The 21,545-nt window shown below is 59.7% G+C and carries 24 protein-coding genes and 1 pseudogene; 11 read left to right on the forward strand and 14 right to left on the reverse strand.

Going from position 1 to position 21,545, the window contains the following annotated elements; all coding sequences use genetic code 11:
- Positions 1-204: 204 nt before the first annotated feature.
- Positions 205-1,086 carry a serine hydrolase domain-containing protein gene (locus JIO00_RS12315; protein ID WP_200668338.1) on the reverse strand — a complete coding sequence of 294 codons (882 nt, stop codon included), beginning with the start codon at positions 1,084-1,086 and terminating at the stop codon, positions 205-207.
- 113 nt (positions 1,087-1,199) lie between these two features.
- On the opposite strand from JIO00_RS12315, the gene JIO00_RS12320 reads away from it, so the two are divergent.
- Positions 1,200-1,988 carry a DeoR/GlpR family DNA-binding transcription regulator gene (locus JIO00_RS12320; RefSeq protein ID WP_010459523.1) on the forward strand — a complete coding sequence of 263 codons (789 nt, stop codon included), beginning with the start codon at positions 1,200-1,202 and terminating at the stop codon, positions 1,986-1,988.
- A gap of 203 nt (positions 1,989-2,191) precedes the next feature.
- Here the strand turns inward: JIO00_RS12320 and yghX are convergent, their stop codons facing one another.
- Both yghX and JIO00_RS12330 read right to left on the reverse strand, forming a co-directional pair.
- Entirely contained in the window at positions 2,192-3,079 is an 888-nt protein-coding gene (gene yghX, locus JIO00_RS12325; RefSeq protein ID WP_010459524.1) for a YghX family hydrolase, read from the reverse strand.
- 59 nt (positions 3,080-3,138) lie between these two features.
- A complete protein-coding gene (locus tag JIO00_RS12330; RefSeq protein ID WP_200668339.1) occupies positions 3,139-3,984 on the reverse strand; it encodes a LysR family transcriptional regulator in 846 nt (281 codons plus the stop codon).
- A 143-nt stretch (positions 3,985-4,127) separates the two neighbouring features.
- Between JIO00_RS12330 and JIO00_RS12335 the strand changes: the two genes are divergently transcribed.
- A complete protein-coding gene (locus JIO00_RS12335) occupies positions 4,128-5,075 on the forward strand; it encodes a DMT family transporter (protein WP_200668340.1) in 948 nt (315 codons plus the stop codon).
- A 244-nt stretch (positions 5,076-5,319) separates the two neighbouring features.
- Here JIO00_RS12335 and JIO00_RS12340 read toward each other — a convergent pair whose 3' ends face one another.
- Together JIO00_RS12340 and JIO00_RS12345 are read right to left on the reverse strand one after the other, a co-directional pair.
- Complete coding sequence (locus tag JIO00_RS12340; RefSeq protein ID WP_200668341.1) at positions 5,320-5,583, reverse strand: DUF2790 domain-containing protein; 264 nt, start codon at positions 5,581-5,583, stop codon at positions 5,320-5,322.
- A 361-nt stretch (positions 5,584-5,944) separates the two neighbouring features.
- Positions 5,945-6,358: an ester cyclase gene (locus JIO00_RS12345; protein ID WP_145309334.1), complete on the reverse strand. Its 414-nt coding sequence runs from the start codon at positions 6,356-6,358 to the stop codon at positions 5,945-5,947.
- A 101-nt stretch (positions 6,359-6,459) separates the two neighbouring features.
- Between JIO00_RS12345 and JIO00_RS12350 the strand changes: the two genes are divergently transcribed.
- A complete protein-coding gene (locus JIO00_RS12350) occupies positions 6,460-7,338 on the forward strand; it encodes a LysR substrate-binding domain-containing protein (RefSeq protein WP_010459531.1) in 879 nt (292 codons plus the stop codon).
- A 59-nt stretch (positions 7,339-7,397) separates the two neighbouring features.
- Here the strand turns inward: JIO00_RS12350 and JIO00_RS12355 are convergent, their stop codons facing one another.
- On the reverse strand, positions 7,398-9,161 hold the full coding sequence (locus JIO00_RS12355) for an L-lactate permease (RefSeq protein WP_010459532.1): 1,764 nt from the start codon (positions 9,159-9,161) through the stop codon (positions 7,398-7,400).
- Positions 9,162-9,404: 243 nt separating this feature from the next.
- Between JIO00_RS12355 and JIO00_RS12360 the strand changes: the two genes are divergently transcribed.
- Positions 9,405-9,641: a hypothetical protein gene (locus JIO00_RS12360; protein ID WP_010459533.1), complete on the forward strand. Its 237-nt coding sequence runs from the start codon at positions 9,405-9,407 to the stop codon at positions 9,639-9,641.
- A gap of 31 nt (positions 9,642-9,672) precedes the next feature.
- Here the strand turns inward: JIO00_RS12360 and JIO00_RS12365 are convergent, their stop codons facing one another.
- Positions 9,673-10,524: a CAP domain-containing protein gene (locus tag JIO00_RS12365; protein WP_010459535.1), complete on the reverse strand. Its 852-nt coding sequence runs from the start codon at positions 10,522-10,524 to the stop codon at positions 9,673-9,675.
- Positions 10,525-10,690: 166 nt separating this feature from the next.
- Here JIO00_RS12365 and JIO00_RS12370 point away from each other — a divergent pair, with 166 nt between their 5' ends.
- The 3 genes and pseudogenes from JIO00_RS12370 to JIO00_RS12380 all read left to right on the forward strand — a co-directional run bounded on the left by JIO00_RS12370 (position 10,691) and on the right by JIO00_RS12380 (position 13,420).
- Positions 10,691-11,311, forward strand: a complete 621-nt coding sequence (locus JIO00_RS12370; protein WP_077750136.1) for a cell wall hydrolase — start codon at positions 10,691-10,693, stop codon at positions 11,309-11,311.
- 107 nt (positions 11,312-11,418) lie between these two features.
- Positions 11,419-12,358, forward strand: a pseudogene (locus JIO00_RS12375) (GlxA family transcriptional regulator).
- 87 nt (positions 12,359-12,445) lie between these two features.
- Entirely contained in the window at positions 12,446-13,420 is a 975-nt protein-coding gene (locus tag JIO00_RS12380) for a nitrilase-related carbon-nitrogen hydrolase (protein WP_200668343.1), read from the forward strand.
- Positions 13,421-13,586: 166 nt separating this feature from the next.
- Here the strand turns inward: JIO00_RS12380 and JIO00_RS12385 are convergent, their stop codons facing one another.
- Genes JIO00_RS12385 through JIO00_RS12400 form a run of 4 tightly spaced genes read right to left on the reverse strand, consistent with a single transcriptional unit; the run spans position 13,587 to position 15,791 of the window.
- A complete protein-coding gene (locus tag JIO00_RS12385; RefSeq protein WP_200668344.1) occupies positions 13,587-14,285 on the reverse strand; it encodes a dienelactone hydrolase family protein in 699 nt (232 codons plus the stop codon).
- Between the two features lie 37 nt (positions 14,286-14,322).
- Positions 14,323-14,946, reverse strand: coding sequence for a glutathione S-transferase family protein (locus JIO00_RS12390; protein ID WP_010459543.1), 624 nt, complete (start codon positions 14,944-14,946; stop codon positions 14,323-14,325).
- A 53-nt stretch (positions 14,947-14,999) separates the two neighbouring features.
- Entirely contained in the window at positions 15,000-15,515 is a 516-nt protein-coding gene (locus JIO00_RS12395) for an HvfX family Cu-binding RiPP maturation protein (RefSeq protein WP_200668345.1), read from the reverse strand.
- Positions 15,516-15,572: 57 nt separating this feature from the next.
- On the reverse strand, positions 15,573-15,791 hold the full coding sequence (locus JIO00_RS12400) for an HvfA family oxazolone/thioamide-modified RiPP metallophore (protein WP_154912555.1): 219 nt from the start codon (positions 15,789-15,791) through the stop codon (positions 15,573-15,575).
- Between the two features lie 392 nt (positions 15,792-16,183).
- Here JIO00_RS12400 and glsB point away from each other — a divergent pair, with 392 nt between their 5' ends.
- From glsB to JIO00_RS12420, 4 genes are all read left to right on the forward strand, one after another.
- Complete coding sequence (glsB, locus tag JIO00_RS12405; protein ID WP_010459549.1) at positions 16,184-17,092, forward strand: glutaminase B; 909 nt, start codon at positions 16,184-16,186, stop codon at positions 17,090-17,092.
- A gap of 84 nt (positions 17,093-17,176) precedes the next feature.
- Positions 17,177-18,679 (forward strand): aldehyde dehydrogenase family protein, encoded by a 1,503-nt coding sequence (locus JIO00_RS12410; RefSeq protein ID WP_154504374.1) that lies wholly within the window; start codon positions 17,177-17,179, stop codon positions 18,677-18,679.
- A gap of 74 nt (positions 18,680-18,753) precedes the next feature.
- Positions 18,754-19,101: a BON domain-containing protein gene (locus JIO00_RS12415; protein ID WP_010459553.1), complete on the forward strand. Its 348-nt coding sequence runs from the start codon at positions 18,754-18,756 to the stop codon at positions 19,099-19,101.
- A 152-nt stretch (positions 19,102-19,253) separates the two neighbouring features.
- Positions 19,254-19,877 (forward strand): DJ-1/PfpI family protein, encoded by a 624-nt coding sequence (locus JIO00_RS12420; RefSeq protein ID WP_010459555.1) that lies wholly within the window; start codon positions 19,254-19,256, stop codon positions 19,875-19,877.
- Positions 19,878-19,973: 96 nt separating this feature from the next.
- On the opposite strand, the gene JIO00_RS12425 is transcribed toward JIO00_RS12420, so the two are convergent.
- The 3 genes from JIO00_RS12425 to cynS form a co-directional block, all read right to left on the reverse strand.
- A complete protein-coding gene (locus JIO00_RS12425) occupies positions 19,974-20,633 on the reverse strand; it encodes a carbonic anhydrase (protein ID WP_154504376.1) in 660 nt (219 codons plus the stop codon).
- A gap of 34 nt (positions 20,634-20,667) precedes the next feature.
- The gene (locus tag JIO00_RS12430; protein ID WP_200668347.1) at positions 20,668-20,904 is read right to left on the reverse strand and encodes a DUF2790 domain-containing protein; all 237 of its coding nucleotides are present in this window, start codon (positions 20,902-20,904) and stop codon (positions 20,668-20,670) included.
- Between the two features lie 85 nt (positions 20,905-20,989).
- Complete coding sequence (cynS, locus tag JIO00_RS12435) at positions 20,990-21,457, reverse strand: cyanase (RefSeq protein ID WP_200668348.1); 468 nt, start codon at positions 21,455-21,457, stop codon at positions 20,990-20,992.
- Positions 21,458-21,545: the final 88 nt, after the last annotated feature.

Raw genomic sequence — 21,545 nt, forward strand, 5'->3', positions numbered from 1 at the left:
GCGAGGGAGCTTGCTCCCGCTCGGCTGCGCAGCCGTCGTAAATCCAGTACACGCGGTTTATCTGAATGATCCGGGTTGCGGATTTTGGGGCCGCTTCGCACCCCAGCGGGAGCAAGCTCCCTTGCCACAGGATATTGGTGAGTTCGACGCATCGAGGTCTCAACGCTCCTTTTTTGAGGAAGGGCGGTCAGGTGATTTTCAGGTTTATTCAAGTGCCGCGCATATCAGGTGGCGCACGACCTCTGCCTCCACAGCCCCTTCGTTGCCGCTTTCATCAAAAACCGCGCAACTCGCCGTGCTGTTTCCATCAATGCAGCGGTAAACCGCAATGATGCTGCCCGGTCCGACTCCCGTGTGACCACTCAAGGTCAGGCCACTTTCCACCATGCCCTGCATCAGACCGAGGCCGTATCCCGGAGCAACCCAGGGACGCCCAGCGATCGGTCCGCCCAGCGTGCGTACCGTTTGCATCTCCCGCAGCAGTGATTGCGGCAACAGATGCCCGTCCAATAGACGATCCAGACACAGGGCCGCTTCAACAAGCGGGCCGACCAGCAAACCGTGATAAACCCAGCCCGGGTCGTAAGTCGAAGCCGCTCCCATGATTACGTACGCCAGATCGGCGCGGGTCGTGGCGAGGCGGATGCGCGATAAACCGAGCGGGGCAAACACGCGTTGCGTCAGCGCTTCTTCAAGTCTCAGCCCGGTGACGCGCGCAATGAGCCTGGCGATGAACAAGTAGCCGACGTTCGAGTATCGCCAGCCGTCTCCGGGTGCATAACGTAACCTGGTCGCATCAAGACGCTGCAGCATTTCGGCGGCTGACCACGGTGTCTCATGGCGCGCGACGGCGGTGTGGTAATCGGCGAGTTCACTGTAATCCGCCAATCCGGCTTCATGCCGCAGCAGTTGACGCAACGTGAACGGGCCTTCAGGCACGCCCTCATCCAGACCGATCAATCCATCACGCACCAGCGACAACGCTGCGGCGGCGAGAACTGTCTTGGTGAAACTCCACCAGGGCACGGTTACGTCGGGCTGCTCAGGCGTGAGGAGTGAACCGTTTGAGACAAGGGCGAAGGGCATGGGCTGACTGCTCTGGGGGAGACGCCGGGGAGTTTGCCAGAAAACAAAACCGCGATTGTGTTTACGCAACGGTTTGGCTAATCTCGCACAAACACGCAAATTCAGGCATAAACATGCAAGATCAGCATTCGGCCACCGAGCTTCCTTCCGTGCGCCGGCAAAAAATCCTCCTGATCCTCGAGCGCGACGGCAAGGTCATGGCCTCTGAATTGAGCCAGCATTTCGCCGTTTCGGAAGACACCATTCGTCGCGACCTGTCGGAGCTGCACAGCGCCGGTCTGGTGCAACGCGTGCACGGTGGCGCGCTGCCTCGGCCCAAGGATACGGGCAAGGATTTCCTCACTCGGGTAGGTGAAACCGACGAGGTGAAAGTGCACCTCGCACAACTCGCCGCGCGACACGTCCGGGATGGTCAGATCGTGATGTTCGATTCGGGGAGTACCACGCTGCAGATCGCCCGGTCCTTGCCTTCGACTATTTCCATCACGGCCATCACCACATCGCCGTTAACCGCGATTACCCTCGCGGAATACCCAGGCATCAAGGTGATTCTGGCGGGTGGGCAACTTAACCTGGCGACGATGTCGGTCAGCGGTCACGAGACCGTGCGCTTGTTGCAAGGCATCAAGGCTGACGTGCTGTTTACCGGGGTTTGTGCGATTCATCCGGAGGTCGGCATCAGCTCGCTGCATTTTGATGAGGTGCCAGTGAAGCAGGCGCTGTTTGACAGTGCCTCTCAAGTGATCGCCGTTACAACGGCGGACAAATTGGGTGCGGTGGAACCGTACATCGTCGTGCCGTGCTCACGATTGCACACCCTGATTACCGAGCGTCACGTGGCGTCAGGCGACATCGACGACTATCGCAAGCTGGGAATCGAAGTGGTGCAAGCGCACGCCTGAGCGATCAGCCATGCCCCAGGGCAATCGCAAACGACACCACGATCAAGCACGCAAACGCAAAATTGATGTTCATGAAGCTTTCGCCCGAATAATCAGAAGTGGCGCCATCCTGAACTCGCCGCTGAAAAATAAGAAATTCGGCTTCATGATTTAAAAGATCGAAGCAATTGATAACGGTGTAGCCCACACCGGCAAACAGCAGCCTAAACCAGGTATTTGTTGAACCAGGCCACGGTCCTGTCCCACGCGAGCTTCGCGGCGGCTTCATCGTAGCGAGGCGTGGAATCGTTATGAAAACCGTGATTGCAGCCTGCGTAAATGAATGCCTCGTAAGTTTTACCCGACGCTTTCAACGCTTTCTCATACGCCGGCCATCCTTCATTGATGCCCTTGTCCAGTTCGCCGTAATGCAACAGCAGCGGCGCCTTGATTTTCGGCACATCCTCAGCCTTTGGCTGACGGCCATAAAAGGGCACGGCCGCCGCCAGTTCCGGGTAGGCCACCGCCGCCGCATTGGAGACGCCGCCGCCATAGCAGAACCCGGTGATGCCGACCTTCCCCGTGGTCTTGTCATTTTTCATCAACCAGTCAATGGCGGCGAAAAAGTCATTCATCAGCTTTTCCGGATCGACAGTCGCTTGTAACTCCTTGCCTTTTTCATCGTTGCCCGGATAGCCGCCCACCGAACTCAGGCCATCGGGTGCGAGGGCAATAAACCCCGCTTTGGCAACGCGCCGGGCGACGTCCTCGATGTAAGGGTTGAGCCCACGGTTTTCATGCACGACCAACACCGCCGGCACCTTGCCGGTGGCTTTGGCCGGGCGCACCAGATAGCCGCGGACATTGCCGTGGCCCTTGGGTGATGGATAGGAAATGTACTCGGGGAGGATGTCCGGGTCGGTGAATTCAACTTGCTCGGCGAGCGCGTAGTTCGGGCTCAGGGAGGCGAGGAGGGCGCTGGCTGTCAAACCGCCCAGGGTGAACAGCGCTGCTCGATCAAGAAACTCGCGCCGGTTGATCTTGCCGTGGGCGTAGTAGTCGTAGAGCTCCAGCAGTTCCGGGGCGAAGTCTTTGGCGGTGAGACGTTCCATGGGGGCACTTCCCGTTGGTTCAGGATCTGAATCAGTAAAGCAGCGTTTGGCGCACTGACTCAGTTTTCGAAACAGGACGCGAGGAAACTCATCACCGCCTGCACCGACGGGGTGTGCCGGATGTCGCTGTGGACCACCAGCCACACTTCACGCGCCAGCCCCGCGCCCACGGTCTCCATCGCTTGCAATCCGTAGTGCTCGCCAAGGAAGTACGGCAGTGCCGCAACGCCGGCGCCTGCCTGGGCAATGGTCGCCTGGATGTTCAGATCATTGCTGCGCAGCAGGATCGGCCGATCCCCCGCTTGTTGCTTGAGCCAGATCTGTTGCGGGGTTTGCTCCATGGTCTGGTCGTAAGCGATGAACGCCAGATCTTCCGGGGCGGTCTTGGACAAGTAATCTGCCGAGCCGTACAGGTGAAACTGCACCGTCGCCACCTTGCGCGCCACCAGGTCCGGCTCCTTGGGGCGGCTCAGGCGCACGGCAATATCGGCTTCGCGCCGCGACAACGAAGCGCTGTCCAGACTGCCGATCAACTGCACAGACAGTTGCGGATGCAGGGTGCGCAACGCCTTGATTCGCGGCGCTATCAACGCGCAGGCCAGGGCGGGCGGGGCACTGACGGTGACTTCGCCGGTAAAGCTTTCCTGCCCGGCGAGCGCCGAGCGTTGCACCGCGAAGGACTCGCTTTCCATGCGCCGCCCGAGCTGGGCAATTCGCTCGCCGTCCTCGGTGATGACATAGGAACGAGGGCGCCGGTCCACCAGCTTGAGGTTCAGCGAACTCTCCAGCGCGCTGATGCGTCGCGCCACGGTGGCGTGGTCGACCTTGAGCTTGCGCGCCGCCGCCGACAACGACTGCTCGTGGGCGAAGACGATGAAGTAGCGAAGATCCTCCCAATCGAACATGGGCGTTTTCTCACATGAAGGGTGAATAAATGGGGAATTTTGCCCCATCGCCAAGCCTGCAAGAATTCTTCAACACCTGACAAGCAGGTCTGAAGCGCGCCGTGTGCGGCGTGTTCATCGCACGACTTGACGAGGAAACAGCCATGTCCAAATCAACGCCTCTCGCGTATGCCGGCATCGTCGGCGCCACGTTTTTCTGGGGCACCAACTTCAATGCCGGTGCCTATATCATCAAGAGCATGGCACCGATCAGCGCGTCCATTGAGCGCTTTGCCATTTCTACCCTGTTGCTGTTGCTGGTTTTCGGCCTGGCGGGCAAGTTGCGCCTCACCACGCTGAAAAACAATCTTGCCGCGTTTATCGGTCTGGGCCTGCTGGGCTTTACCGCGTTCAACCTCGCGACCTTCTTCGGCCTGCAAACCACCACGCCCATCAACGGCGCGCTGATCCTGGCGACCACGCCGCTGTGGACCATGATCTTCGCGGTGCTGCTGGAAGGCGAACGCATTGATCGCGGCCGCGCCATCGGGCTGGTGCTGGGATTGCTGGGCGTGGGACTGGTGATCACGCGCGGGGATATCCAGGTGCTGCTCGGGCTGAAAGTGGCGACCGGCGACGCGATCATTCTGGCCGGCAGCATCGCCTGGGCAGCCAACATGGTCGGCACCCGACGCTTCGTCAAAGACTCGACACCGCTGGAAACCACCACGTTTTCGATGCTGTTCGGTGTCATTGGCCTGATCGTGTTGGGCTTCATCTATGAAAGCCCGATGGCCTCGATCAGTACGGCTTCGTTGTCTGTGCATGGAGCGGTTTTCTACTTGGCGGTCTGTGGTTCGTTGATTGCCTACTTGCTGTGGTTCAAAGGCATTCATGCGATCGGTGCGGCGCGCACGTCGATCTTCTTCAACCTGGCGCCTGTGTTCACCATGCTGGTGTCCTCGATACTCGGTGTGCTGCCCAATGTGTGGCAGTTGCTGGGGGCGGGCGGCGTGATTCTTGGGGTGGTGTTTGCTTCGGGGTTGGTGTTCGGTGCGGGGCAATCTTCGGCGGTGAAGGTTCGCGGTGGGCTTACAGATAAGGCCGCTTGATGCCTTAGCTGTGGTCGTTAACCAATTCCTCTGGTAACACAACTTCTGTGGCCGCTGACGAAGCCTGCGTTCGGCTGCTCAAGTGCTGGATAAAATTGATCTGCCCAATTAGGTGCGGTCAGTCGTGGCATTGCCCAGCGCTTGATCTTATTTAACCCATCGTAAAAAAAGACCCGCTGATGCGATGCACCAGCGGGTCAATTGGCTTGCCGTTCAATGCGGCTTTTGTTTTACAGCCCCTCATTCAGTTCTGCTCTTCGCAGGCTTGGGCCATTTTGAAGTAGGTGAAAGCCTCGACATTCCCGGAGTCGTCCAGATAAGTAAGTTTGGCGTTGACCACTTCGCAATCGGCGGAACGAGGCTCTTCAAGGGAAATGACCTTGGCCACGTGTATCGGCATGCCGTAGTGATAAGGCTTGGCGGGTACGTCGGGCGTGTCCGCCTGGGCGTAACCGGTGAACGCGGCAATGGTTAGCGTGGTTGTAGCCAGTAATGTTCGAATGTTCATGATGTGCTTCCTGTCATGATGATGAGTGAGCAACGTCTGCCGTCTGGCAGGCTCGGGTCATTCTGGAGATATAGCGCTCTATGCGAAATTCCCCATAGGCTCACCTGACATGTGAATAAATACGCATGTGGTTTTATGTCGTTAGTTGCAGCGCCGCCCAATAAAGATGACGTCGGATATCCATCACCACTTCAGGTGGTCGCGCACCGTGTGGGGGCGTGAGGATCTGTAGAAGCAAGATGAATAAAGTCGTCGATGTCATTTTCAATTCAATCAGGGTGCTCCCTCCGAGCGCGTTGCGTGGACGCAAACAAAGGGAGCGGGGTGAAACTCTGCAGTTGGCAACTTGAAGCGTTGAAGTTCAGAGCCCGATCAAATCGCGATGAACTTCCAGCGAATTACGCTCAACCCAGTTATGCGCCAGCAGCCCGTCCGGTCGAACTTCCCAGACCGCAGTGCCGAGCATTTCAAAGGGGCTGTTACACGTGCGGCCACCAATAAAGCCCTGGTTCTTTCCGGCCAGTTTCCAGCGGGAAGCGACGCGAGTGCCTTCGGCGTTCTGAAACGTCTCGATACTGCTGAATTCGAAGTCTTCGATCTTCGACAGAAAGACACCGATCCATTGAATAAAGGCATCGCGGCCGACGATATCCATCCCGCCAGACGTGATCACAAAGTCTTCGGCTACAAAGCGCGCTGCGGCTTGCGGGTCCTTGGCTTGCCAGACTTCGCGCCAGAAACTTTCAACAATATCTACTGCTTTATTGACTGCCATTTTCGAACGCCTCGTATTGGATTGAGTACGATGTTCGGCAATTGCTATCTAGAACACAAACGCATAAATTTAATGGCATCCAGTAGAAAGGCGAATCCATCATGCAAGCCAGCGACCTTGAGATCGACCTGCTTCGGGCGTTTATCGCCGTGGCGGAGACCGGCAGTTTCACTGCTGCTGCCGAGGTGATCGCGCGGTCGCAATCGGCAGTGAGCCAGAAGATCATCCGGCTGGAGGAGGTGCTTGGTTTTCGTGTCTTCGAACGCACCAGCCGCGCCCTGACCCTGACCCCGGACGGCGAGCGACTGCTGGCAGGCGCACGCCGAATGATGGTGCATTTCGACACCTTCATGCGGGACATCAAGGCGCCGGCGACCGTCACCCTGCTGCGCCTGGGGATCTCGGAAAACCTCGTGCCGACCCAGCTGCCCAAGCTGCTGTCGCGCTTCACCCAGTTGTATCCCGACATTCAACTCGAACTCACCACAGGCTTGAGCGACGACCTGCTCACCGACTACGAAGCCGGGCTACTGGACGTGGTTATTTCCAAGCGAAAATTCAGCTCCGGGACCACGCGAGGCCGAGTCATCTGGCGTGAGCCGCTGGTGTGGATTGCCGCGAAGGATTACCAAATCGAATCGTCGAAACCGGTGCGGTTGGTGATGATGCGGCCGCCCTGTGCGTACCGCGCCATCATGATCGAAGCCCTGGCCACGGTCGGGCGGGAATGGGCATCCGCGTGCCTGGCCAGCAATTTGATGGGGGTGCAGGCGGCGGTTGCGGGGGGGTTGGGGATTACGGCGTTGGGAACGTCATTTTTGCAGGAAGGGATGCGCATACTGGAACCGTCGCAGAAGTTGCCGACTTTACCCAGCACCGAGGTGGCGGTGATTGGTGATGATGTTCGGACTCAGCATCTGGTGCAGCCGTTGGTGTCGTTGCTGACCGAGGGGTTGATGTCGGGCGGCCGTCTGACTTGATCCGCGCGTTTTCAAGCCCTGACCCGGGCGACTCGCCCGGGTCTGGGACCTTTTGACGTCTAGTGTCCGCCCACCACCATACTGCTGAACGGCGCCACATAAGCCTGCAACGTCACCAACCCACCGACCAAGATCGCCAGCACAATCGAGTGGAAGAACACATATCGCAGAATCTCCCCTTCATGCCCGTACCAGCGAGTCGCCGTGGACGCGACCACGATCGACTGGGCGTCGACCATTTTGCCCATGACCCCACCGGAACTGTTGGCTGCGGCCATCAGCACCGGGCTGATGCCCAGTTGCTCGGCGGTCACTCGTTGCAAGCCGCCGAACAGCACGTTGGAGGCGGTGTCGGAGCCGGTCAACGCCACGCCGAGCCAGCCCAGGAGGGTGCCGAACATGGGGTAGAAGATGCCGGTCGCGGCGAAGGCCAGGCCCATGGTGGCGTCGAGGCCCGAGTAGCGCGTGAGGAAACCGAGCGCAAGCATGGCCACGATGGTGATGAGTGAGTAACGCACCACCCACAGCGTTCGCAGGTATTGGCGGGCCAGTTGCGGGATGGAATAGCCCATCAGCAGGCCGCCGACGATGGCCGCCAGGAGGATGCCGCTGCCGGTGCTGGTGAACCAGGTGAATTTGTAGACCGCTTCCTCGGTTTTTGCCGCGGGCACCACGGGCGGCACCTTTTCGATTTGCTGATGAATGGTGGTGAAGGTCACGATCGGGGCGAAGATCGGGTTGGCTTCGCGCACCGGTTTGCCCTGAGGGTCGAGCTTGGCCGAATTGGTGGCCGGATCGATTGCCGGACGGGTGTCGAACATGTTCTTGAAGCCCTGGGTGCCCCAGGCGAACACAAACACGGTGAGGATGATCCACGGCATCCAGGCGCGCATCACCGCCGGTTTGGCATCGCTGGCGAAGGTCCCGCTGGCCTCGGGTTTTTGCTGATGCTCCTCGTCGATCTTCGAGTTGTCGACATGCCCTGTCAGGGCTGCCGAGGTGTGGATCGTGGCCGGTTTCCAGACCTTGAGGAAACCGGTCAGGCAGGCCATGGAGATCAGCGCGGCGATCACGTCCACCAGCATCGGCCCGTGGTAGTTGGACACCAGAAACTGCGGCACGGCGAAACTGACCCCGGCTACCAGAATGGCCGGCCAGATTTCCAGCATTTTGCGCCAGCCGGCAAAGGCCCAGATCAACCAGAACGGCACGAGCACCGAGAAGAACGGCAACTGCCGGCCGACCATCATCGACAGCTCCATTTCATCCAGGCCGGTGACCTTGGCCAAGGTGATGATGGGCGTGCCCAGTGCACCAAACGCCACGGGCGCGGTGTTGGCGATCAGCGCCAGGCCTGAGGCGGCCAGCGGCGAGAAGCCCAAGCCGATCAGAATCGCCCCGGTCACCGCCACCGGCGTGCCGAACCCGGCAGCCCCTTCAAAGAAGGCGCCGAAGCAGAAGGCGATCAGCAGCAGTTGCAGGCGTCGATCGTCGGTGATGCGCGCAAGGGAATCCTGCAGCACTTTGAACGAACCGTTTTCGGTGGTCAGCCGGTGCAGGAAGATGATGTTGAGGACAATCCAGCCAATCGGCAGCAGGCCGTTGGCGGCGCCGTAGAGTGCCGCCGAGCCGGCCATGTCCGCGGGCATGCCGAAGGCAAAAATGGCAATCAACAGCGCCGAGCCAAGGGCCAGCAAGGCTGCCAGATGCGCCTTGATATGGAAAAACGCCAGGGATGCCAGCATCACCACCACCGGCACCGCCGCCATGATGGTTGAAAGCACCGGGTTACCAAAGGGATCGTAGATTTGCTGCCAGACCATGTTCCACCTCTGCTTTTTATTGTTGGTAGTGCAGGCCCCGGACGGGGTTGGTGGCATGGAGTATAGGTGGCATTACGCCGCTGTCCTGTGAGGTTTGTCGGCGTTAATACCTTGTATCAGTGGCCAGTCCTGACCCGGCCGATCTTCTACTACGCTCAGAAAGAATGACGGCGCGAGCCCCGAATCAGGGCTTTCGCGTCCAATGCTCTGGCCCGATCCATTCACCACGAGAGGGAGACAGCGATGACTGAACGCCATGAGGAACACAAGGAAACGCTATCCAACGGATGCAGGATCGACGTGAAAGCCGAGATATTGAGGGACGGCTCCCTGAAGATGTTCATCGGTGTTTACCGGCCGGATGGCTCGGTCATAAAAGAGGACAATGACCCGCGTCCGCATCTGTTGGACATGGAGGACGCTTTGGCCTGGGCAGTTGAAAAAGCCAAAGACATCGGTAACCGCCAGCACACGTTGTAAGAGCGGTGAACCACCGCTCTGACCATCGCCTTTATTGCGTACCAAACATGGCTGTCCAGTAAATCCCGGCGTCACTCTTTGGATCAACCGCATAGGCCGCGCCCAGTTCGCGGAACTGTGGGTTCATCAGATTGGCGCAATGCCCGGGGCTGGCCAGCCAGCCATCGACGACCTTGCGCGGGGTGTCTTGCCCGGCAGCGATGTTCTCGCCGATTTCCTGATAGGTGTATCCCGCCAGTTCAGCGCGATCCCCCGGTGTGCGACCGTCCTGGTCCTTGTGGTCGAAGAAATTGTTATTCGCCATGGCCCGGGTATGCGCTTCGGCCGCGGCCGCCAACGTCGCATTCCAGGCCAGCGGCGTGGTCGCGGCAAACGGTTGGCCGCCGCATTGGCGCGGTTGGGCGCGGGCGGTATTGAGCAAGCCCAGCAACTTCTGGCCCTCAGCCGCGGCGTCACCCATGCGCGCGGTCAATTGCGGTCGCGCGAGCACAATGCGCCAGTCGCGACCCTGGTGGCTGACACCGACGTCGATGAATTGCGGGTTCAGCACGACCTGGCAGAAGCTCTCCTTGATCGCCGTCATGGCGGACTGTGCATCACGCGGTCCGGACAACATAATCGCTTGCACGTTGGTCATCGGGTACGACGCTTGAGCCATGGCCTGCTGCAAGTCGACAGCTCCGCTGGGTGACAGGTTCAGGCGCGAATCGCTCGTCAGCGGCGGCAACACCGATGACGCCTGACCGGCGCAACGCTGTACCTGGCTGCGGTAAACGTTGATCGACTCGACCAATTGCGTTTCTTCGCTGGCCACAGCAGTGGCGGCGAACACCAACCCCAGTGGCAACACGGCAAAACGCAGAGCGGATGACAGGACGCGCATGGAAATCTCCCTTGAATTGACTGCGCCCATCATGCGCGATTCCACCCCATGCCGCGCAATGCCTTTTTGCGCTTTGTTGTCCGGCGGTTGACATGATTTGGCTACTACACTGAAGCCAAGTCGCCAAACGGGCGCTTCCCTCGACGCCAAACAGAGTGTCTCCATCATGTCCTTCAAATGGTCCGTTGCGTTTCTCGTGGTTACCCTTGTCGCAGGCCAGGTTATTGCCGACGACCAGCAGCAAAAAAAAGAAGTGGCTGAAGACAAGGCTCAGGTGCTTGAGCAAAAAGCCGCGGACAAGAGCGCCGATGTACCGGTGCCTAAATCCGAGGCGATCACCCAATCCGAAGTCCAGGCCGTCGATCCCGCCGGCAAGTCTCCGCTGGACGATGCAATAACCTGCATGGCCCGCTCCATCTACTGGGAGGCCAAAGGCAAGGACACCGACGACATGGCCGCCGTCGCCAACGTGGTCATGAACCGCCTCGGCCACGCTGGTTTCCCCGACACCGTGTGCGCGGTGGTCAAGCAAGGTTCAGAGACCAAGAGCTGCCAGTTTTCGTGGTGGTGTGACGGGCGCCCGGACACCGTCCAGGAAGAGACGCAATATGCCCTGGCCAAGGAAATCGCGCGCAAGGCGCTGAACAAGCAGCTCCCGGATCGCACCGGTGGCGCGATGTATTTTCATGACCGCACGGTGAAACCGGACTGGGCCAAGGAGTACATCAAAACCGCTGAAATCGGGATGTTCCGGTTTTATAAACCGCATGATGGTTCGGCGAAGTAGGTCCAGGCCATATCCTTATTTGACCAACGACTGGTTCCATTTCGACGGAGGCAGGGTTCTACTACGATGGCTTGAAACACGTCATGCCACGTAATCGGACAGCCGCCATGCACAACATCGGACTCATCGTTTACCCCCGGTTTCCAGGTGCTGGGCCTGGCCATGTGCGCTACCTTCGAGTTGGCCAATATGGCGGCCGACGAGCCGGTGTACAGCATTGCGCTGCTGTCGGAGCAGGGCGGCTCTGTAATGACGTCGGCCGGTTTTGGCGTGGAAACCCGCGCGTTTGACGAGCGTTCCTTCGATACGCTGCTGGTGATGGGGGACAACCTGATCCGGCCGACATCACCGGGCATGGTTAAGTTTTTGCGCAACGCCAGCCTGACCACCCGACGCCTGGGCTCGATCTGCACCGGCGCGATTGTGCTGGCGGAGGCGGGTTTACTGGATGGTCGGCGGGCCACGACTCACTGGTGTCATGCGTCGGCCTTGCAGCGGGCGTACCCGAAAGTGAAGGTCGAAGAAGACCGCATCTTCATCAATGACGGCAATATCTGGACCGCAGCGGGCATGAGCGCTTGCGTGGACCTCGCACTGGCGCTGGTGGAAAAGGATCTGGGCGCCCAGGTCGCACGTGTGGTGGCCCGGCAATTGGTGGTTTATCACCGTCGTGCGGGAGGGCAGTCGCAGTTTTCGGTGATGCTCGAACTCGAGCCCAAGACCGATCGCATCCAGGCCGCGTTGACCTATGCCAAACACAACCTCAAATCAACGCTGTCGGTCGAAGAGCTGGCCAGCGCAGCCAATCTCAGCCCACGGCAGTTCAGCCGGGTTTTCCATGCCGAAACCGGTCAATCCCCGGCCAAAGCCATCGAAAACCTGCGGGTGGAAGCCGCCCGGCTGATGATGGAAACCGGTCGGCACTCCATCGATGTGGTGGCCAGCGACACCGGTTTTGGTGATCGCGAGCGTATGCGTCGGGCGTTTATCCGGGCGTTCGGGCAGCCGCCGCAAGTGATCCAGCGCGCCAATCGGATCATGTCCTGAAAGGTGGTGTATTCGACATTTAAGACAAAATATGACTGCCGTAATCTAGATCTCGTTGAAGCCGTTTCCCTCAGTGAGATCACCACCATGACCCTCGTCAAAGCTGCCGCCGTACAAATCAGCCCAGTGCTCTACAGCCGTGAAGGCACCGTCAATAAAGTCGTGCAGAAGATTCTTGAACTCGGTGACCAAGGCGTTCAGTTCGCCGTGTTCCCGGAAACCATCGTGCCGTACTATCCGTACTTTTCTTTCGTGCAGGCGCCGTTCGAAATGGGCGCCGAGCACCTCAAGCTGCTGGATCAGGCCGTTACGGTCCCTTCGGACGCCACCGATGCCATCGGCGCCGCTGCCAAACAGGCCGGCATGGTCGTGTCCATCGGCGTCAACGAACGTGACGGCGGCACGCTGTACAACGCGCAGTTGCTGTTCGATGCCGATGGCACGCTGATCCAGCACCGGCGCAAGATTTCCCCGACTTATCACGAGCGGATGATCTGGGGCATGGGCGATGGCTCCGGGCTGCGCGCTGTCGACAGCGTGGTAGGGCGCATCGGCCAACTGGCGTGCTGGGAACATTACAACCCGCTTGCCCGTTACGCCTTGATGGCCGATGGCGAACAGATTCATGCCTCGATGTACCCGGGGTCGTTTGCCGGTCCGCTGTTTGCCTCGCAAATGGAAGTCAACATTCGCCAGCATGCCCTCGAATCGGCGTGCTTTGTGGTGAACTCCACAGCTTGGCTCAACCCTGAGCAACAGGCACAAATCATGGCCGACACCGGTTGCCCTATCGGCCCGATTTCCGGTGGTTGCTTCACGGCAATCATCAGCCCGGATGGTGTGGTGCTTGGCTCGCTGCAGGAAGGCGAGGGAGAAGTGATCGTCGACCTCGACATGGGCCTTATCGACAAGCGCAAACGCATGATGGATTCGCGCGGCCACTATAGCCGCCCGGAGTTACTCAGCCTGCTGATCGACCGCACGCCGACGACCCCTATGCATGAGCGCGGTGCTCATCCGCAGGTGCCAGTGATCGATGCTGTGGAAGAGATCAACCGCTGATTGGCTTGAGACCGCTCCGCCCCCTTCGCGTACAGATCATGCGCCATATCAAAATGGGCGCATGAACTGTAGGAGCAAGGCTTGCCCGCGAAGAGGCCATCACAGTGGCAGACAAAAAAGGGACTTCCACGAAGCAATGGAAGTCCCTTTTTTTCACATTTTGTCTTTACAACTCCTGCCCCAGAAAGATCAACGTATTGCCATGGGCCTCAGCCGCTGCACGCTGGTTGTAACTGTCGCGATGCGAGCAGTTGAAGCCATGCTCGGCCTCCGGGTACACGACGATTTCCACGTTGTCGTTGTTGTCGAAACGCTCGGCGATTTTCTCCACCGCTTCCAGGGGAATGTGGCTGTCCTGTTCACCGAAGTGCATCAGCAACGGCACCTCGATTTCATCGGCGCGGTCCAGGTGGTTCTGGATGCCGCCACCGTAGTAGGCGATGGCCACATCCACCAGGCCGTTAGTGGCGGTGAGGTAGGACAGCAAGCCGCCGAAGCAATAACCGATGGAAGCGATGCCGCCGTCCAGGCCCGGTTGCGCATCGAGCGCTTCGATGGCCAGTTTGATGTCGTCCTGCGCCTTATCGATGTCGGTAACGTTCATCAGCTCGACGGCGCGTTTCCAGCCCGCTTCGTCGTAACCCAGTTCGATACGGTGGCCGTTGCGCCAGAACAGGTCCGGCGCAATCACCAGGTAACCATCGGCGGCGTATTGCTCCGCGACCGAGCGGATGTGTTCATTCACGCCGAAGATCTCCTGGATCAGCACGATCCCCGGACCTTTGCGAGTATGCGGAATCGCCAGGTAAGCGCCGAAGGTGCCTTCGTCGCTGTCGATCTCGATCCATTGGGTGGTTACGCTCATGGTGGCTCCTGTCTACGCAAGTGAGTGAGGTTGAGGCTTATTTCGGCTGCGTGGCCTTGTAGCTTGGCAGAGACTGCATACGTTTCCACCATCCGTCGAAACCGTCCACCGAAAACACCTGTGGCGCATCCGGCGTCATCGCGATGTAGGCGCAGCCCGGTGCCAGGTAAAAGTCACCGATACTGGGTTCAAGACCGGCGATATACGGATCGGTGCCTTTTATTTTCATCAGCTCGCGCAACACCCGTTTCGAATGTTCGATCCCTTTGCGGCGCGCCTCTTCATTCTGACCGCCAATGAAGTCAGGAAAAAGATGGTAGCCGAACACTTGCACCAGGTTGCCATAGCCATAGGCATCGTAGATGCCCTGGGCCATGTGAGTGCGAGCGCGGTCGTGGGCGTTATCCGGTGTGATGGACGGCCCGGGCAGGACTTCGTCCAGGTAGGCGATGATCGCGCCGGTTTCGATGACCCGAAAGCCGTCATGGTCGATGACGGGCACTTTGCCGAAAGGGTGCCGCACCAAATGTTCCGGCAGATGCGGCTCGCCTTTGATCACATTGACCTGCACCTGGTCGAAGTCCGCGTCTTTTTCCGCAAGCAGCATTTTCACTGTGCGCACATAGGTACTGCCGTCAAAACCGTAGAGAGTGAGGCTCATGGCGATTGCTCCGTTTTCAAGGGAGTGGAGGACGCGCCCGAGACTCTGGTCGGTCAACGGTTATGGCGACGCCAGAAGAATCGAGCCAACAGTGCATCCAGGCTGAGCTTGCCGGCACCCGAGAGCAACAACGGCATCATGGCGGCGAGGTAGATCAGCGGCAGCTTGAAGTTGCCGTGACCCTTGTTGCTGATGGCGTAACCCTGGGCAAGCTCACTCAATGTAGACCAATCGGTCGGCCAGTGAACGGCAGCGGTCGCGACAATCGTGACGACGATCAGAATGATGGCCGACACCCGCGTCCCGAAGCCGACCAGGATGGCCAGGGCGCAAATCAGCTCCGCCCACATCGACAGTTCCCAGTTCAGCGTGGCCGGCACGTGGTTAAACGGAAACGGGAAGGCGTCCTGGATGTCGGCGAACCAGTTCTCGCCGTTCCATTTTTCCAGGCCCGACTCGAAGAATTCCCAGGCAATGAACAGCCGCAGCGTCAAAGGCGCGAGCCAGCTGCCGGCACGATCAAGGTTTAGGTGCAGGCCTTTCACGGCCGATGAAAGTGAGGTGGTCATGAGCGTGATCTCCGTTCAGTCAGGAAGGCGGGGCAGCGGTTGCCCCGCGTAATCGGGTTACTCGCTGGCGCCGCACTTACCCTCGCCGCACTTGCCTTCGCCACATTTGCCTTCAGCCGGTTTTTCCGCGGTGTCGGCCTGGGCTTGGCTGTAGCCGTGGGCCAGTTGTTTCATGCTGAACGCTTCGGATTCGGAAGCCGAAGCCGCATTGGACAGGGCCAGGCCACCGGCGATGATCAGGCCGAGGGTCAGGGAAGAAGTCGAGAGCTTGAACATGGTGATACTCCGTAGCGTTGAGTGAGTTGAGCGCTTTGATCGGCTTGGCCAATCGACACGCACAGTTCATCAAGCGGGTGTATCTGCGATGTGTCTTTGGTGCGGGGTTTTATGGATGGGGTGTGTCGCAAGGGCGTCTGTACACACTCCGATACACGGCCCCGACACCTTGAGCCTGTGCAACCCCCCTGTGGGAGCGAGCCTGCTCGCGATAGCGGTGTGTCAGACACCATCAATGTCGACTGACAGGCAGCTATCGCGAGCAGGCTTGCTCCTACAGGGGGATGGGTGAAGTTGAGATTGTGGTCGGGTCATCTGTGATCCGGCGCTCACCAACAGCGTCTAGCCTCCGTGTCCCCGCAATCCCACGGGGCGAGACTTCGGAACCCGGCATGCAAGCGCTGTTGAACGAGATCCTTGACGCCGTCCGGCCGCTGATCGGTCAGGGCAAGGTGGCTGACTACATTCCCGCCCTCGGCACGGTGCCGGCCAATCAGTTGGGCATTGCCGTGTATGGCAACGATGGCGAGCTGTATTGCGCGGGCGATGCCGATACACCGTTTTCGGTGCAGAGTATTTCCAAGGTGTTCAGCCTGGTGCAGGCCATCGATCACTCCGGCGAGGCGATCTGGGAACGCCTCGGTCACGAGCCTTCCGGGCAGCCGTTCAACTCGCTGGTGCAGCTGGAATTCGAGCGCGGCCGCCCGCGCAATCCCTTTATCAATGCCGGTGCACTGGTGATCTGCGACATCAACCAGTCACGCTTTGCCGCGCCAGCGTTGTCGATGCGCGACTTCGTCCGTCGCTTGTCCGGCAATCCGCAGGTGATGGTGGACGGCAAGGTCGCCGAATCCGAATACCAGCACCGCGCGCGCAATGCGGCCATGGCCTACCTGATGCAGTCGTTCGGCAATTTTCACAACGACGTCGAGGCCGTGTTGCGTAGCTATTTCAGCCATTGCGCGGTGCGCATGAATTGCGTGGACCTGGCCCGGGCGTTCTGCTTCCTGGCCAACGACGGGTTCTGCAAACACAGCGGCGAACAGATCCTTACCGCGCGCCAGACCCAGCAGGTCAACTCGATCATGGCCACCAGCGGGCTGTACGACGAAGCCGGCAACTTCGCCTACCGCGTCGGCTTGCCGGGCAAAAGCGGTGTGGGCGGGGGAATCGTCGCGGTGGTGCCGGGGCAGTTCACGGTGTGCGTCTGGTCACCGGAACTGAATGCCGCCGGCAACTCGCTGGCCGGCATGGCGGCGCTGGAATTGTTGAGCCAGCGGATTGGCTGGTCGGTGTTCTGAGGCATTCGGGCCTGAGCGATTAATGACGCTCCCTGGATTTTCCTATACATTTTCCAGCCGCCCACAGCATGGTGAAACCGCTTCATGTCTCTTGCGCTCGAACGTCTAGTCGCTGGCACGCCGATCCCTTTTGCCGGTAATCGTGTCACTGTCGTCAGCCCCGAACTGGCCGCGCGCTTTCAGCCCGGGGACCATTTACTGGTCGAGCAGGTCAGTGGCGAATTGTTGCTGATCCCGGTAGTTGACCAGCAAGCGGCCGCCGTCGCCATCGAGCGCGCCGAAGCGGCGTTCGGTGCGCTGTCCAGCGTCCCGGATCAGGCGATCAGTGCGTTCTTCGATCTGTTTGCCCAACGCCTGGAAACCCCCGAGTGCTGGGCCTTGATCGAGGCCGCCAACCTGGCCGACATCGAACGCGCCAAGGCCCGCGGGCGTTCCACCACGCGACTGCTCGCCGATGAACGCATGCGCCGCGACATGATCGCCGGCCTGCGGGCCTGGCGCGATGCGTCGGCGACACGAGGCAAGGTCATCAGTTGCGTCGAGCACGACGGCTGGAAGGTCGAGCAAGTGGTGTCGCCGCTGGGCATCGTCGCGTTTGTGTTCGAAGGCCGGCCGAATGTGTTCGCCGACGCCGCCGGTGTGTTGCGCACCGGCAACACCGCCGTGCTGCGCATTGGCAGCGATGCGTTGGGCACCGCTCAGGCCATCGTCACTCACGCATTGAACCCGGCACTCAGCGACGCCGGTTTGCCGAACGGCGCGGTGTCGTTGGTGGAAAGCGTCAATCACGCCGCCGGTTGGGCGATGTTCGCCGACCGTCGTTTGTCGCTGGCCGTGGCCCGGGGTTCGGGGCGGGCGGTCAGCCAACTGGGCAGCATCGCCCAACAGGCCGGCACCGCTGTCAGTCTGCACGGCACTGGTGGCGCTTGGCTGATCGCTGACAAAGACGCCGATGCCCAGCGCTTTGCCGCCGTGGTACGCAATTCACTGGACCGCAAAGTCTGCAACACCTTGAACGTCTGCCTGATCCAGCGTGACCGCGCCGCTGAGCTGGTGCCGTTGTTTCTCGACGCCCTACAGCAGGCGGGCACCGCCCGGGGCCAGGGTTGCAAGCTGCATATCGTTGAAGGCAGCGAGTCGTGGTTGCCGACTGAATGGCAAACCGGCAGCGTTGAGGTGTATCGCGCCGAAGGCTACCAGACCGAGGCACTGGCCGAACCGTTGTCCGAGGAGCAGTTGGGCCGCGAGTGGGAATGGGAAGAGACGCCGGAAGTCAGCCTGAAGATCGTCGATGACCTGGACAGCGCCATCGCCTTGTTCAATCGCTACAGCCCGCAGTTCACCGTGTCGCTGATCAGCGAAGACGGGGCCGCGCATGAGCGTTTCTACAACGCGGTCAACGCGCCGTTTGTGGGCAACGGAATTACCCGCTGGGTCGACGGCCAATATGCGCTGAACAAGCCGGAACTGGGGCTTTCGAACTGGGAGAGCGGTCGCCTGTTTGCCCGCAGTGCGATTCTTTCGGGAGACGGGGTGTTCACCATTCGCAGTCGCATGACCCAGACCGATCTGTCGGTAAAACGCTGACATTCCTGGCACAGGCAACGATCGCACTATAATTAAGGTGTGTTTGCGTCTGTGTCTTGAGTGAGGGCTGCGTCATGAAACTTCATTCTTTTCGGCATTACTCCCACGATCTGGAAACGGTCGTGCACGACACATGGATCACCGGCCGGGTGAAGTCCGCCTTGGCTTTGGCCGAACCCAGCCTCGGCCTGCAGATCCATGTCAAAACCCTTGCGGGTACGGTGGCGTTGAGCGGTCGGGTCAACACCCATAAACAGTGTGAGCAGGCTGTTGCTCTGGCCCGTTCGGTGCCGGGCGTCGTCGAAATCGATGCCAGGGATTTGCTGACCCACGTGTTCACGCCAGGCAGTAATCCAGTTCCCCCCAACGCCGAAGAAACCGCCGAGCGTCGGCCATCATCGTCAGCAAAAGACGATCACTGATCAGGGCGACCTTGTGAGTGCAGCGCTCCCGTGAACCGGGAGCGCCTTGGTGTGGGCATTTCAGCTCAAACAACAATGGATTGCGTTTTTTGGGTGTTCTCTCGCGGGAAGCAAAGGCGGATGATTGGCCGTTCCCCAGAGAGGTGTACCCGATGAAACGTGTCCTCATGTTGTTGGCCAACGGTGTCGAGCCACTGGAAATGGCGGCGTTCACCGATGTGCTCGGTTGGGCCAATCTGCTTGGCGACCAACCCGTGGAATTGATCAACGCCGGCCTCCGACGGAATATCGTGACGACCTTCGGGTTATCGTTCAATCCGGCTCATTTATTGAGCGAGGTTGATCTCGACAGCTTCGACGCGTTGGCATTGCCCGGTGGTTTCGAACCCTCGGGCTTCTACGAAGAGGCCTTGAGTGAGCCGTTTCTGGCGGTCATCCGGCACTTTGTCGCGGCCGGTAAAACCGTCGCCAGTGTCTGCGTGTCGTCGGTGTGCCTGGGCGTTGCCGGGGTGCTGAAAGACAAAGATGCCACGACCTATCACCAGGTCGGTGGCAAGCGCAAAAACCAGCTGGTTGAAACCGGCGCCCGTTTCGTCGACTGGCCTGTGGTGGTGGATGGCCGCATCATCACGTCAAGCGGCCCCGGCACGGCAACGGAAGTCGCCTTCGTGCTGCTGGAACAACTGACCAGCGCTGCAAATGCGGCGGATATCCGGCAGAAAATGCGTTTTCCAACACCGTCTCGCCAGTGGTATGAAACGCCGCAAGTGCCTTGATCCGGCACGCCCTTCATTTGCCTCGTACATCCAGGGAACCGCTTTAGTCGAGCGCATTCGTCGCGCTCGACCTTCCAGGTTCTGCCACCCATCCCATCAAGCAGCTTCGACGGCTTTGCCATACACGGCGCACGTGGTCGGGTGTTCGGCCAGTGACACAAAGCGGCGACTGCCGGCCTCCAGGGCATCGATCGAACCGGTCTCGATGTCGTAGACCCAGCCATGCAGGTTCAACTGACCTTTTTCCTGGGCCAGGCGCACGCTCGGATGCGTCTGGATGTTGGCCAGTTGCGCGATGACGTTCTCCCGGACCATCGAACTCACCTTCGCCGCGTCATTGGCGTGAGGGCGGGATTCGTTGATGACCTTGGCGGATTCAGCGTGTTGCAACCAGCCACTGACGGCGGGCAGGTGATCCATGCATGTGCACTTGGCGATGGCGGTCATGGCGCCGCAATCCGAGTGGCCGCAGATCACAATGTCAGTCACGCCCAGCACTGCGACTGCATATTCGACCGTGGCCGAGACACCACCCGGGTGCGGGCTGTAGGAGGGCACGATATTGCCGGCGTTGCGGATCACAAACAGTTCCCCGGGTTCTTGCTGGGTCAGCAGTTCGGGGACCACGCGGCTGTCGGAACAGGTGATGAATAACGTGCCGGGATGCTGGGTGGTGGCCAGGTGTTTGAACAGGTCGGTGCGTTGCGGGAACGCTTCGTTCTGGAACTTCAAAAAACCTTCGATGAGCGCTTTCATGGTGACGTCCTCATAAGTGATGAACAGGGGCTACTCAGCTCGAGCAACCGGTGCCGAATTCGCTGAATTGCAGAATGTGAGTGGTGCCTTTGGAATCCTGGTACGTCATTTCCACCGGGACCACGCCGCAGACATCGGCGGTCGGGGTGATTGCCACGACGTGGGCGATGTCCAGGCTCATGCCGTATTGATAGGCAACGGCTGCGTCCTGGGCTTGAACCTGGGCCGATACGCCCGCGATCAACAAAAGAGCCAGCATCATTTTTTTCATGGGGCATCCTCCAGACGAGTGTGGTGGCTGACAAAGTGTTTGGGGTGTTGGGTCTGGCCCGCACCGGAGTGCGGACCGGTTCAACTTAGAAAGGACACAGGGGCAGGAACTTGCCGTCGAGGGTGATGACTGCGCGGTGGCCGCCTTCCGGGTCTTCGACTTTCTTCATGTCCAGCTTGAAGTTGATCGCGCTGATGATGCCGTCGCCGAATTGTTCGTGAACCAGGGCTTTCAACGTGGTGCCGTAGATCTGGATCATCTCGTGGAAACGGTAGATGGTCGGGTCGGTTGGAACGCCTGAGAGGCTGCCGCGCAGCGGAATGATTTGCAGGCGGGCCACGGCGTCGGCGTCCAGGTCCAGTTTTTCGCCAACCACTTTGGCGGCTTTTTCTGGCAGCGGGTGTTGGCCGAGCAGGGCGGCGGTGACGTAGGCCAGGCTCAGGCCGGTGCCCTCGGCCATGTCTGCGAAGGACAGGTTTTTGCGCGCTTTGGCGTCGAGGATTTTGGCGGTCAGCTCGAGACTGGTGTCGTTGTAAGCGTGGGACTGTTGCATGGTGTTTCTCCTATCGGGGTTGTGTTGCTTGGGTGTGAAGCAATCTTCTGCCGATTGATCCATAGCGTCCAAGACCGATATACAATGC

The sequence above is a fragment of the Pseudomonas sp. SW-3 genome (assembly GCF_016615645.1).
In the GTDB taxonomy this organism is placed as follows: Bacteria; Pseudomonadota; Gammaproteobacteria; order Pseudomonadales; family Pseudomonadaceae; genus Aquipseudomonas; species Aquipseudomonas mandelii.